The sequence below is a fragment of the Rathayibacter sp. AY1E3 genome (genome assembly GCF_002932235.1).
GTDB lineage: Bacteria > Actinomycetota > Actinomycetes > Actinomycetales > Microbacteriaceae > Rathayibacter.
In genome coordinates this window covers 48,082-60,596 of the sequence record NZ_PSVN01000004.1, presented here as the reverse complement: position 1 = coordinate 60,596, position 12,515 = coordinate 48,082, and the positions used below count along the sequence as shown (strand labels likewise).

Genomic DNA, 12,515 nt, shown 5'->3' with positions numbered 1-12,515 from the left:
CGGCACCGCCGGCGCACTCGCCCCGATCCAGGAGAAGCATGTCCTCGCGCGCTCGTCCCACCCTCCCCCGCGTCACCCTCGGCCTCGCCGGAGCCGGCGCCCTGGCGCTGATCCTCACGGGCTGCGTGCCGAACACCCCCGCGTCCTCCTCCTCCGCCGCGCTCGACGTCGCGATCAGGGACGACGCCTGCGAGGTGTCGACGGCGACCGCCGAGGCGGGAGCGGTGACGTTCTCACTGACCAACGGCGGCTCGGACGTCAACGAGTTCGAGATCCTGGCCGAGGACAAGCTGCGGATCGTGGGCGAGAAGGAGAACGTGACCCCGGGCCAGAGCGTCTCCTACGTCGCTCAGCTCGAGCCTGGCACCTACTACACCGCCTGCAAGTTCCAGCAGGTCGGCGCCCCGGTCGGGCTGAGCGAGTTCACCGTGACCGGTGAGGCCACCGCGCAGTCGGCGGACGAGAAGGCGGCGACGGAGGCGGCGGTCACCAACTACGTGGCGTACGTGAAGTCGCAGGTGGGCGAGCTGCTCCCCGCGGTCGCCGAGTTCGCGCAGGCCTACGAGGCAGGCGACGACGAGAAGGCGCGCGGCCTCTTCGCGTCGACCCGCGTCTTCTACGAGCGGATCGAGCCGACCGCGGAGGCGTTCGGCGACCTCGACCCGCGCATCGACTACCGCGAGGTCGACGCCGTCGCCGAGGGCCTGGACTGGACCGGCTTCCACCGCATCGAGAAGGACCTGTGGGCCCCCGCGGAGGGTGCCCTCAACTCCGACGGCACGAGCGCGCTCCTCGACTGGGCGCCCTCCACCCCCGAGCAGCGCGCCCAGTTCGGCCAGGGCCTCGTCGACGACGTGCAGAGCCTGGCCGGCCTCGTGAACGCACCCGGCTTCACCGTGTCGGTGGGCGACATCTCGAACGGCGCCATCGGCCTGCTCGACGAGGTCGCGGCCGGCAAGATCACGGGCGAGGAGGACTGGTGGTCGAGCACCGACCTCACCGACTTCGCCGCGAACGTCCAGGGCGCGGAGGTGGCGTTCGGCAACGTCGAGCCGATCGCGACCGCCAGCGGCGACGAGGGCGCCGACCTCACCGGACGGATCACGCAGCGGTTCTCCGAGCTCGACGCCCTGCTCGCGCAGTACGGCTCGATCGACTCCGGCTTCGCCGCGTACTCCACTCTCACCGCGGAGCAGAAGAAGGAGCTCTCGGACGCGGTCAACGCTCTCTCCGAGCCGCTCTCGCAGCTGACCCACACGGTGCTGGGCGTCGAGGAGCCGACCGCGTAGTGGACGCCGAGCAGCACGAGGGAGCCCGGCCGACGGAGTCCGAGCAGCCCGCCGACGAACCCCGCCGCCTCTCGCGGCGCGGGCTGCTCGGCCTCGTCTCGGCGGGGACGGCCGGGCTGGCCGCCGGAGTGGGCGGCACGGTGGCCGTCACGTCGTCCGCGAGCGCGACGGCCTCCTCCGCCCCGCGCACCGTGCCGTTCTTCGGCGCGAACCAGGCGGGCATCACCACCGCCGCGCAGGACCGGCTGCACTTCGCCGCGTTCGACCTCGCCGCGGGCACCACGCGCGAGGACCTCGTCGAGCTCCTGAAGGACTGGACGCTCGCCGCCTCGCGGATGACCCAGGGCCTCGAGGTCGGCGAGACCGGCGCGGTGGACGGGCCGGACACGGCTCCCCCGGAGGACACCGGGGAGGCGCTCGGGCTCGACGCCGCGTCGCTCACCGTCACGGTCGGCTTCGGACCCACCCTCTTCACGGACGAGTCCGGCGCCGACCGCTTCGGCCTCGCCGACCGCCGGCCTCCGGAGCTGCAGGCCCTGCCCCGCTTCCGCGGCGACGCGCTCGTCCCCTCGGCCGGCGGCGGCGACCTGTGCATCCAGGCCTGCGCCGACGATCCGCAGGTCGCCGTGCACGCCATCCGCAACCTGAGCCGGATCGCGTTCGGCCGGGCCTCGCTCCGCTGGTCGCAGCTCGGCTTCGGCCGCACCTCCTCGACGTCCACCGCCCAGGCGACTCCGCGCAACCTCTTCGGCTTCAAGGACGGCACGGCGAACGTGAAGTCCGAGGAGGCCGACGCCGTAGAGGAGCACGTCTGGGTCCCGTCCTCCGACGGCCCCGCGTGGATGGTCGGCGGCAGCTACCTGGTCGCGCGGAAGATCCGGATGATCATCGAGACGTGGGACCGCAGCCAGCTGGGCGAGCAGGAGCGGGTCATCGGCCGCAGCAAGGGGTCCGGAGCCCCGCTCTCGGGCGGCACGGAGTCCACCGAGCCCGACTTCGCAGCGGCCGGCGCCACAGGTGCCCCGCTGATCGATCAGGAGTCGCACGTGCGCCTCGCGCATCCGAGCGTGAACAACGGGGTGCGGCTCCTGCGCCGCGGCTACAACTTCGTCGACGGCAACGACGAGCTCGGACGCCTGAACGCGGGGCTGTTCTTCCTCTCGTTCCAGCGCTCCCCGGAGCAGTTCGTCGCCGTGCAGCGGAACCTCGCGACGGACGCGCTGAACGAGTACGTGAAGCACGTCGGCTCGGCCGTGTTCGCGGTGCCGCCCGGTGCCCGCGACGAGACCGACTTCCTCGGCTCCGGCCTCTTCGCCTGATCCCTGAGAGGACCCGCACTCCGTCCCAGGATCCGGCGGGCGCACTCCACGGCGCGCCGAAGCCTCCGCCCGTAGCGTCGTCGGCGATGTCCGGGAACAGTGCGAGAAGCGGCCTGACCAAGCGCGAGCGCCAGGAGCTCGCCCGAGCGCAGGCGCGGGAGCGCCGCGAAGCCGAGAGGCGCCGGCGGCGCCGGAACCGGCTGCTCGGGCAGGGCGGAGCGGTCGTCGGGCTCCTCGCGGTCGTGGCCCTGGTCTGCTGGAACGTCTGGTCGCAGCAGGAGGTCGCGAGCGCCGGCCCGGCGAACATGCTCAGCGACGGCATCGTCCTCGCGGGCGACGGCTCGGCCGTGACGGCGACGACGAGCGCGGCGATCGCTCCGGGAGCATCCCCCGTCCCGACCGACGAGAGCGCCACACGGGCAGGCGGAGTCGTCGCCGTCGACCTCTACGTCGACTACCTCTGCCCGTACTGCGGGCAGTTCGAGAAGGCGAACGCCGAGCAGCTGCAGTCGTGGCTGACGAAGGGGGCGATCACGCTCGAGATCCATCCGGTGGCGATCCTCGACTCCTCCTCGGCCGGCTCCGAGTACTCCAGCCGGGCCGCGAACGCCGCGGCGTGCGTCGCCGACGAGGATCCGGACCGCTTCCTCGCCGTGAACGCGGCGCTCTTCGCGCAGCAGCCGGCGGAGGGGACGACGGGCCTCGACGACGACGCTCTGCGGGCGCTGGTGACCGGAGCGGGCGTCACCGACGACGACGTCCTCGCCTGCATGACCGCGGGCGAGTTCCGGCCCTGGGTGAAGGCCGCGACCGAGCGGGCCACCTCGCTCCCCCTCGCGAACTCCTCGCTGCCGACGCTCGAGTCGACGCCCACCGTGCTGGTGAACGGCGAGCAGTACACGGGGAAGCCGGACGACGCGGCGGCGTTCGTCTCCTTCGTCACCTCGACGCTCGAGGCGGAGTCCGCGACCCCCTCTCCCTCTCCGAGTCCGGCGGGCTGATCCGGACCGCGAGGGACGGGATCGGCGCTGCACGCTGCAGCACCGGGCGGAGACGACGAGACCGGCCGGAGCATCGCTCCGGCCGGTCTCGTCGTAGGCGGGCGCCGAGGCGCCCGGGGCTCAGCCCTGCTTCTTGAGGCGGCTCGTCATGCGCGCGCGGGCGTTAGCATCGAGCTCCACCTTGCGGATGCGGACGACCTCGGGGGTGACCTCGACGCACTCGTCCTCGCGGGCGAACTCGAGGCACTCCTCGAGCGTCAGCTGACGCGACGGCGTCATCGACTCGAAGGTGTCGGAGGTGGACTGACGCATGTTGGTCAGCTTCTTCTCCTTGGTGATATTGACGTCCATGTCGTCGTTGCGCGAGTTCTCGCCGATCACCATGCCCTCGTAGACCTCCTCGGTGGGGTTCACGAAGAAGGTCATCCGCTCCTGGAGCGCGATGATGGCGAACGGGGTGACGACGCCGTTGCGGTCCGCGACGATCGACCCGTTGTTGCGGGTGACGATCGCGCCGGCCCACGGCTCGTAGCCGTGCAGGATCGCGTTCGCGATGCCGGTGCCGCGCGTGGTGGTGAGGAACTCGGTGCGGAAGCCGATCAGGCCGCGCGACGGAACGATGAACTCCATGCGGACCCAGCCGGTGCCGTGGTTCGACATGCCGTCCATGCGGCCCTTGCGGGCGGCGAGGAGCTGCGTGATCGCACCGAGGTACTCCTCCGGGGCGTCGATCGTGAGGTGCTCGAAGGGCTCATGCGTCTTGCCGTCGACCTGGCGGGTGACCACCTGGGGCTTGCCGACGGTCAGCTCGTAGCCCTCGCGGCGCATCTGCTCGACGAGGATGGCCAGCGCGAGCTCGCCGCGGCCCTGGACCTCCCACGAGTCGGGGCGTCCGATGTCGACGATCTTGAGCGACACGTTTCCGATGAGCTCGCGGTCGAGGCGGTCCTTGACCATGCGCGCCGTGAGCTTGTGGCCCTTCACCTTGCCGACCAGCGGCGAGGTGTTGGTGCCGATCGTCATCGAGATCGCCGGGTCGTCGACCGTGATGGCCGGCAGCGGGCGGATGTCCTCGGGGTCGGCGATGGTCTCGCCGATGGTGATCTCGGGGAAGCCCGCGATCGCGACGATGTCGCCGGGGCCCGCGGACTCGGCCGGGTAGCGGTCGAGCGCCTTCGTGATCAGCAGCTCGGTGATGCGCGCGTTGGTGTGGGTGCCGTCGTGGTGGACCCAGGCGACCGTCTGCCCCTTCTTGATCGTGCCGTTGAAGACGCGGAGGAGGGCGAGGCGGCCGAGGAACGGCGACGCGTCGAGGTTGGTGACGTGGGCCTGGAGGGGCGCGTCGTCGTCGTAGGTCGGCGCGGGGATGTGCTTGAGGATCGCCTCGAACAGCGGCTCCAGGTCCTCGGCGTCCGGCAGCGTGCCGTCCTCGGGCTTGTTCGCCGAGGCGCGGCCGGCCTTGCCGGAGGCGTAGACCACGGGGACGTCGAGGATCGCGTCGAGGTCGAGGTCCGGCACGTCGTCGGCCATGTCCGAGGCGAGGCCGAGGAGCAGGTCCTGGCTCTCGGCGACGACCTCGTCGATGCGCGCGTCGGGGCGGTCGGTCTTGTTGACCAGGAGGATGACGGGGAGCTTCGCCTCGAGCGCCTTGCGCAGCACGAAGCGGGTCTGGGGCAGCGGGCCCTCGGACGCGTCGACGAGGAGGCAGACGCCGTCGACCATCGACAGGCCGCGCTCGACCTCGCCGCCGAAGTCGGCGTGGCCCGGGGTGTCGATGACGTTGATGGTGATGGGACCGTCGCTCGCGTGCTTGCCGCTGTACGAGACAGCGGTGTTCTTCGCGAGGATCGTGATGCCCTTCTCGCGCTCGAGCTCGTTGGAGTCCATCGCGCGCTCGTCCACGTGGGCGTGCGCGTCGAAGGAGTTCGTCTGCTTGAGCATGGCGTCGACCAGCGTGGTCTTGCCATGGTCGACGTGGGCGACGATCGCGACGTTGCGCAGGTCGGAGCGGGTGGCACTTGCCATGGATACGGACTCGTCTCGTGTTCTCGTGCAAAAGGGGGACCATCCATCGTACCGCAGCGAGGCGTCCGCACGGCGAAGGGCCCCGGATCCCCGCTCCGGAGGGCTCCGAGGAGCGCTCCAGGCGGGGCCGGGGCCCAGGTGACGGTCGGTCAGACCGCGAACTCGATGCCGGCGCCGGGGATGGCGTCGAGCAGCTCGCGGGTGTACTCCTGCTGCGGCGAGTCGAACACGGTGTCCGTCGGGGCGTGCTCGACGATCCTGCCCTTCTGCATCACGCAGACGTCGTCGGCGATCACGCGGACCACCGCCAGGTCGTGCGTGATGAACAGGTAGGTCAGCCCGAGCTCGGCCTGCAGGTCGGCGAGGAGGCGGAGGATCTGCGCCTGGACGAGGACGTCCAGAGCCGACACGGCCTCGTCGAGCACCACGATCTCCGGCTTCAGCGCGAGCGCGCGGGCGATCGCCACGCGCTGGCGCTGGCCGCCGGAGAGCTCGTTCGGGTACCGGCTCGCGATCACGCGCGGGAGGGACACCTGGTCGAGCAGCTCGAGGACGCGCTCGCGCTGCGACGTCCGGTCGCCGACCTTGTGCACCCGCAGCGGCTCCGAGATGGTGTTGCCGATGTTGTGCAGCGGGTCGAGCGAGCCGTACGGGTCCTGGAACACCGGCTGCATGGAGCGCCGGAGCGCCAGCATGTCGCGGCCCTTGAGCTTCTCGGTCCGTCGGCCGGCGATCGAGATCGCGCCGGACGTCGCCGTCTCGAGGCCCAGCACCAGGCGGGCGATCGTCGACTTGCCCGATCCGGACTCGCCCACGAGCGCCGTGGTGGTGCCCTTCGGGATCGAGAACGACACGTTGTCGACGGCGGTGAAGTCCTCGGCCTTCAGGCCGCCGCGGCGGATCTTGAAGACCTTGGTGAGGCCGTCGACCTCGATCATCGGGGCGCCCGAGGCGACCGCGCCGGCGTGGTGCGCGGCGCCCGCGCCGACCATGTCGACCTCGCGGACGGCCTCCGACTCGCCGGGGACCGACTCCACGGCCCGGCCGGCCGTCGACTGGATGCGGCGCGACGCGAGGCTGGGCGCCGCCGCGATCAGGCGCTGCGTGTAGGGGTGCTGCGGGTTCTGCAGCACCTCCACCGAGGCGCCGGACTCGACGATGCGGCCCTTGTACATGACGATGAGCTTCTCGGCGCGCTCGGCGGCGAGGCCCAGGTCGTGCGTGATGAAGAGCAGCGCGGTGCCGTCGGTCTTCGTCAGAGTCTCGAGGTGGTCGAGGATCCGGCGCTGGACCGTGACGTCGAGCGCCGAGGTGGGCTCGTCGGCGATCAGCAGCTGGGGAGCCGCGGCCAGGCCGATGCCGATCAGCACGCGCTGGCGCATGCCGCCCGAGAACTGGTGCGGGAACTGCTTGAGGCGCTTCTCCGCGTCGGCGAGGCCCGCGTTCTGCAGGACCTCGATCGCCTTGGCGCGCACCTCCTTGCGACCGGTCGCGAGGCCGTTGGCCTTGATGGTCTCCTCGACCTGGAAGCCGACCGACCACACGGGGTTCAGGTTCGACATCGGGTCCTGCGGGACGTAGCCGATCCGGCGGCCGCGGATGTCCTCGAGCTCGGTCCTCGTCGCCTTCGCGAGGTCCTTGCCGTCGAACAGCACGGAGCCGGCGGTGACCTGGCCGGTGCCGGGGAGCAGGCCGATGATCGCGGCGGCGGTCGTCGACTTGCCGGAGCCCGACTCCCCCACGATCGCGACGGTCTGGCCGTGCTCGATCGTGAGGCTCACGCCGCGGAGGGCGGGGACCAGTCCGCTGCCGGTCTGGAAGCCGACCTCGAGGTCGGTGACCTCGAGCAGCGGCCCGTGCGGTGCGTTCGGTGTCGTGGCGGTCATCGGAGGGCCCTCGCCTTCGGGTCGAGCGCGTCGCGGAGCGATTCGCCGAGGAGGATGAAGCTCAGCACCGTGACCGTCAGGGCGATCGACGGGTAGATCAGCGTCTGCGGGTTGGTGCGCAGATCGCGCTGGGCCTGGCTGATGTCGTTGCCCCACGACATGACCGAGCCGGGCAGGCCGACGCCGAGGAACGACAGCGTCGCCTCCGCGGTGATGGCCGCGCCGAGCGAGATCGTCGTGACGACGATGACGGGAGCGATCGAGTTCGGCAGCACGTGCCGGAACAGGATCGCCATGCGGGAGAGGCCGGTCGCGGTGGCGGCGCCGACGAAGTCGGCCTGCTTCACGCGGAGGACCTCGGAGCGCAGGACGCGCGCCGTCGTCGGCCAGGCGAACGCGCCGATCGCCAGGGCGATGACGAACACGTTCCGGTAGGCCGAGAAGACGGACATGATGACGACCGCGGCGAGGATGTAGGGGATCGAGAAGAAGATGTCGCCGAGGCGCATGATCACGGTGTCGACCCAGCCGCCGAAGAAGCCGGCCAGAGCGCCGCCGATGACGCCGGAGACCGTCGTGATCACGATCACGATGAGGCCGACGGTCAGCGACGTGGACGTGCCGTGGATGATCCGCGAGAAGACGTCGCAGCCCTGCTTGGTGTAGCCGAGCAGGCTGCCGTCGCCGGGGCCCTGGTTGCTGAACGAGAGCGCGCACTGGCGGGGGTCCACCGAGGTGAACAGGCCCGGGAACAGCGCGACGGCGATGATGACGAGGATCAGGACGCCCGAGATCCAGAACATGGGCCGCTTGCGCAGGTCGCGCCACGCGTCGGTCCAGAGGTTGCTGGGCTTCTCGTCGAGGCTGACGGCGTCGACCGACGCGATCGGCGTCTCCTCGAGCGGGGCCACGAAGTGGTCGATGCGGCGGGCCTTCTGCGCGCCGCCGGTGGACTCATTTGGCATAGCGGATCCTCGGGTCGAGTACGGCGTAGAGCAGGTCGACGAGGATGTTCACCACGAGGTAGAACAGCACCATGACCGTGACGAAGGAGACGACGGTCGGCCGCTCACCTCGGATGATCGCCTGATAGAGCGTGTTCCCGACTCCGGGAACGTTGAAGATGCCCTCGGTCACGGTCGCGCCGACGATCAGGAGGCCGAAGTCGGCTCCGAACTGCGTCGTGACCGGGATGAGCGAGTTGCGCAGGACGTGCACGGGGATGACGCGGCGTCGCGAGAGCCCCTTGCTGTACGCGGTGCGGACGAAGTCCGAGCCGGCCGTCTCGATGACCGAGCCGCGCGTGAGGCGGATGGCCGACGCGACCACGAACAGGGCGAGCACGATCGCGGGCAGCAGCAGCCTCTGGAACGACGCGTCGGCTCCGACGGTCGGAGGGAACCATCCCAGCTGGATCGCGAAGAAGGACTGCGCGATGAAGCAGAGCACGAAGATCGGCACCGACACGAGCAGGAGGCTGACGACCAGGGCGCTCGCGTCGAAGAAGCTGCCCTTGCGCAGACCGCTGATGAGGCCGATGGTCAGCGCGACGACGATCTCGATGACGATCGCCATCATGGCGAGCGTCAGGGTGACCGGGAAGGTGCGGGCGAGGATCTCGTTGACGGACTGGCCGGAGAACGAGATGCCGAAGTCGCCGCGGACGACGCCTCCCAGGTAGTACAGGTACTGGACGAAGAAGGGCTCGTTCAGGTGGTACTGCTCCTCGAGGCGGGCGAGGAGTGCGGGGCTCGGCGTCTTGTCGCCGAAGAGCGACAGGAGCGGGTTCCCCGGCATGGAGAAGACCATGAAGTAGATGAGGAACGTGGTGCCGATGAGCACGGGGACGGCTTGCAGGATGCGTCGGACGATGTAGGCGAGCATGTCAGCCCAGCCGGTTCCGGAGTCGCATGGATGGGGACCTCATTCGATTGTGACCGAAACAGGGCGCTCCGCCCGTGCCGTGACCTGGTGGCCGACGGCACGGGCGAAGCGCCCCAGTGGTTCGAGCTTAGTTCTTGGTGATCTCGTAGTAGAGCGGCACCGAGTTCCAGCCGAACTCGACGTTCGACACGCCCTCGCCGTAGCCGCCGGTCACGTTCGCGTACCAGAGGGGCAGCGACGGGAGGTCCTTCAGGAGGATCTCCTGGGCCTGCTGGAACGTCTTGTTCGCAGCGTCGGCGTCGGCGTCCGACAGGCCCTGCTGGAGCAGGGTGTCGAACTCGGGGTTCGAGTAGTCGCCGTCGTTGGACGAGGCGCCGGTCACGTAGAGCGGTCCGAGGAAGTTGTAGAGGCTCGGGTAGTCGGCCTGCCATCCGGTCCGGAACGCGGTCTCGATCGAGCGGTCGACGATCTTGGTGCGCGCCTCGGCGAAGGTCGGGTACGCGTCGCCCTCGGCGTCGATGCCCAGCGTGTTCTTGATCGAGTTGGTCACCGCGTCGACCCAGCCCTGGTGGCCGCCGTCGGCGTTGTAGGCGATCTTGAAGGTGCCGTCCCAGGGGCTGATCGCGTCGGCCTGAGCCCACAGCGCCTTGGCCTCGTCGGGGTTGTACTCGAGCACGTCGGCGCCGGAGAGGGCGTCGCTGTAGCCGTCGATCACCGGGGAGGTGAAGTCGGAGGCCGGGGTGCGGGTGCCCTCGAAGATCACGTCGGTGATCTCCTTGCGGTCGAAGGACATCGAGATCGCCTGGCGGCGGAGCTGGCCCTCCTCGCCGTCGAAGTGCGGGAGACGGCCCGGGATGGTGAAGGACTGGAACACGGCCGAGGGCTGGTTCACGGCGCGGTCGCCGAGGTCGCTCTCGAAGGTGCCGAAGGCGGAGTCCGGGATCTGGTCGATCACGTCGACGTTGCCGCCGAGGAGGTCGGCGTAGGAGGCGTCCTGGGTGGCGTAGAAGACGATCTTCAGGCCGCCGTTCTGGGCCTCGCGGGGGCCGGTGTACTCGTCGTTCTTGACGAGCTCGATCTGGACGTCGTGCTGCCACGCGTCGTCGCCGTCGAGCTTGTACGGGCCGTTGCCGATCGGGTTCTCACCGAAGGCGGCCATGTCGTCGAACGCGGCGGCGGGCAGCGGGTAGTACGCCGAGTAGCCGAGGCTGATCGGGAAGTCCGACTGCGGGGACTTGAGAGCGACGGTGAAGGTGGTGTCGTCCACGGCCTTGAGGCCGGTGAGCTCGCTGTCCTCGGTGTCGCTGAAGCCCTCGAAGTTCGAGAAGAACGACGCGCTGAGCTGGTTGTTCGACAGCTTGGCGCCGTAGTTCCAGGCGTCGATGAACGAGGTGGAGGTGACCGGGTCGCCGTTCGTGAAGGTCAGGCCCGACTTGATTGTGATCGTGTAGTTCTGCGCGTCGTCCGACTCGATGGACTCGGCGACGTCGTTCTCGGGGGCGCCCTTGGCGTCGTAGTAGACCAGGCCCGCGAAGATCTCGTCGAGGATCTTGCCGCCGCCCACCTCGTTGGTGTTCGTCGGGATCAGCGGGTTCTGCGGCTCGGAGCCGTTCGTGGAGATGATCGCGGCGGCGTCGCCTCCCGATGCACCTCCGCCCGAGTCGTTCGAGCTGCTGCAGCCGGCCAGGACCAGCGTGCTCGCGGCGACGAGCGCCAGAGCCCCGAATCCGTAACGTCTGATGTTCACTATTCCTCCAGTGATGTGGGGGCGCGCGAGAAGTGGTTTCCCTGACGCGTGGAGTGCCGTGCGCGTGGCGACGGCGGCGGCGCACGAGACTGGTGGCCGTCGCGCGGATGCCTTCAACGAGACTATGTATTCGCCCGCTATCTGCACAAAAGCATGTGGCAACCGTTACACAGCGGTAACCGGGAGGTGGAATCCTTGCGGGGTTCTGCACGAAACGTGCGTACCGGGCGGCCGTCGCGCAACACATCGACTTCAGAGGAGACGCACGGAGTGTCCACCGACCTGTCAGGATCCGCGCCCGGACGGCGCCGGATCCGCATCGAGATCCTGCTGGTCCTCGGGCTCTCGCTGGGCGCCTCCGCGGTCTACTCGGTGGTCTCCATCGCCAACCGGCTCACCCGCTCGACCGCACTGGCCGACCAGACCGCGACGATCAACGGCGCCCTCAGCGACCGCCCGGGCTTCGACCTCGTCTACCAGCTGCTCGCGCTCTTCTTCGACCTGGTGCCGGTGGCCCTCTGCGCGTTCCTGCTCTGGCAGAGCTCGGGCCGTCCGCTCGGGCGCCTGGGGCTCGACCTGCGCCGGCCGTTCGCGGACCTGGGGACCGGGACCGTCCTCGCGGTGGCGATCGGCGCGCCGGGCATCGCGCTGTACGCCGTCGGACGCGCGCTGGGCATCACCGTGGCGGTGGTGGCCTCGCCGCTGGACGCGTACTGGTGGACGGTGCCGGTGCTCGTGCTCTCCGCGATCCGGGCGGGAGTGCAGGAGGAGGTCGTCGTGATCGGGTACCTCTTCGCCCGCCTGGGCGATCTGGGCTGGGGGCGGTGGCGGATCCTGGTGACCAGTGCGCTGCTCCGGGGCAGCTACCACCTGTACCAGGGCATCGGGCCCTTCATCGGGAACGTGGTCATGGGCCTGGTGTTCGGACTGTTCTACCAGCGCTTCGGACGCACCCTGCCCCTGGTGATCGCCCACTCGATCATCGACATCGTCTCGTTCGTCGGCTACCCGCTGGCCGTCGCCCTCTGGCCCGAGCTGTTCGCGCCGCCGGCTCCGCGGACGTGACGACGGACCGATCGCATCCGAGGAGCCGCAGGACCGCGCCGCGCTCGACGGCGGCTCTCAGGAGCCGGGGCGTGACACCCGCACGGTGGAGCTGCTCGCTCGTCGCTACTCCGTCGAGCCCTGCCGGCACCTCCACCACGCGTTCCCCTCGGTCGGGCTCCCTCGTGCATCGGGGTCGCCGTGCGCCGTTCCCCCCGGATCGGGAGGACTGCGACCCACTCCGCGCCTGTGAGGGACCGACCGTGTCTGCAACCGAGGGTGGGAGAGCCGGGAACGGGCTCGAGGCTCCGTTGCTGCTC

The 12,515-nt window shown here is 70.0% G+C and carries 9 protein-coding genes; 4 read left to right on the top strand and 5 right to left on the bottom strand.

The features are described 5' to 3' along the window. The first annotated feature begins 38 nt into the window (after window positions 1–38). From efeO to C5C53_RS04565, 3 genes are all read left to right on the top strand, one after another. The gene (efeO, locus tag C5C53_RS04575; protein WP_104266945.1) at window positions 39–1,289 is read left to right on the top strand and encodes an iron uptake system protein EfeO; all 1,251 of its coding nucleotides are present in this window, start codon (window positions 39–41) and stop codon (window positions 1,287–1,289) included. Beyond that, window positions 1,289–2,608, top strand: coding sequence for an iron uptake transporter deferrochelatase/peroxidase subunit (efeB, locus tag C5C53_RS04570; protein ID WP_104266944.1), 1,320 nt, complete (start codon window positions 1,289–1,291; stop codon window positions 2,606–2,608). The genes efeO and efeB overlap by 1 nt, the downstream gene beginning before the upstream one ends. Before the next feature lie 86 nt (window positions 2,609–2,694). Then, window positions 2,695–3,609 carry a thioredoxin domain-containing protein gene (locus tag C5C53_RS04565; RefSeq protein WP_104266943.1) on the top strand — a complete coding sequence of 305 codons (915 nt, stop codon included), beginning with the start codon at window positions 2,695–2,697 and terminating at the stop codon, window positions 3,607–3,609. Window positions 3,610–3,729: 120 nt separating this feature from the next. Here the strand turns inward: C5C53_RS04565 and typA are convergent, their stop codons facing one another. The 5 genes from typA to C5C53_RS04540 form a co-directional block, all read right to left on the bottom strand. Next, on the bottom strand, window positions 3,730–5,634 hold the full coding sequence (gene typA / locus C5C53_RS04560; protein ID WP_104222978.1) for a translational GTPase TypA: 1,905 nt from the start codon (window positions 5,632–5,634) through the stop codon (window positions 3,730–3,732). Between the two features lie 149 nt (window positions 5,635–5,783). Next, window positions 5,784–7,520, bottom strand: coding sequence for an ABC transporter ATP-binding protein (locus C5C53_RS04555; protein WP_104266942.1), 1,737 nt, complete (start codon window positions 7,518–7,520; stop codon window positions 5,784–5,786). After that, a complete protein-coding gene (locus C5C53_RS04550; protein WP_104222976.1) occupies window positions 7,517–8,485 on the bottom strand; it encodes an ABC transporter permease in 969 nt (322 codons plus the stop codon). Before C5C53_RS04550 ends, C5C53_RS04555 begins: the two co-directional genes overlap by 4 nt. After that, complete coding sequence (locus tag C5C53_RS04545) at window positions 8,475–9,404, bottom strand: ABC transporter permease (protein ID WP_104222975.1); 930 nt, start codon at window positions 9,402–9,404, stop codon at window positions 8,475–8,477. The genes C5C53_RS04550 and C5C53_RS04545 overlap by 11 nt, the downstream gene beginning before the upstream one ends. 127 nt (window positions 9,405–9,531) lie before the next feature. Further along, window positions 9,532–11,151: an ABC transporter substrate-binding protein gene (locus tag C5C53_RS04540; protein WP_104266941.1), complete on the bottom strand. Its 1,620-nt coding sequence runs from the start codon at window positions 11,149–11,151 to the stop codon at window positions 9,532–9,534. A gap of 270 nt (window positions 11,152–11,421) precedes the next feature. Between C5C53_RS04540 and C5C53_RS04535 the strand changes: the two genes are divergently transcribed. After that, window positions 11,422–12,216, top strand: a complete 795-nt coding sequence (locus C5C53_RS04535; protein ID WP_258059269.1) for a CPBP family intramembrane glutamic endopeptidase — start codon at window positions 11,422–11,424, stop codon at window positions 12,214–12,216. Window positions 12,217–12,515 lie beyond the last annotated feature (299 nt).

Coding starts and splice junctions, on each gene's coding strand:
- efeO (WP_104266945.1), top strand. CDS start 39: ATGTCCTCGCGCGCTCGTCCCACCCTCCCCCGCGTCACCCTCGGCCTC.
- C5C53_RS04565 (WP_104266943.1), top strand. CDS start 2,695: ATGTCCGGGAACAGTGCGAGAAGCGGCCTGACCAAGCGCGAGCGCCAG.
- typA (WP_104222978.1), bottom strand. CDS start 5,634: ATGGCAAGTGCCACCCGCTCCGACCTGCGCAACGTCGCGATCGTCGCC.
- C5C53_RS04555 (WP_104266942.1), bottom strand. CDS start 7,520: ATGACCGCCACGACACCGAACGCACCGCACGGGCCGCTGCTCGAGGTC.
- C5C53_RS04550 (WP_104222976.1), bottom strand. CDS start 8,485: ATGCCAAATGAGTCCACCGGCGGCGCGCAGAAGGCCCGCCGCATCGAC.
- C5C53_RS04545 (WP_104222975.1), bottom strand. CDS start 9,404: ATGCTCGCCTACATCGTCCGACGCATCCTGCAAGCCGTCCCCGTGCTC.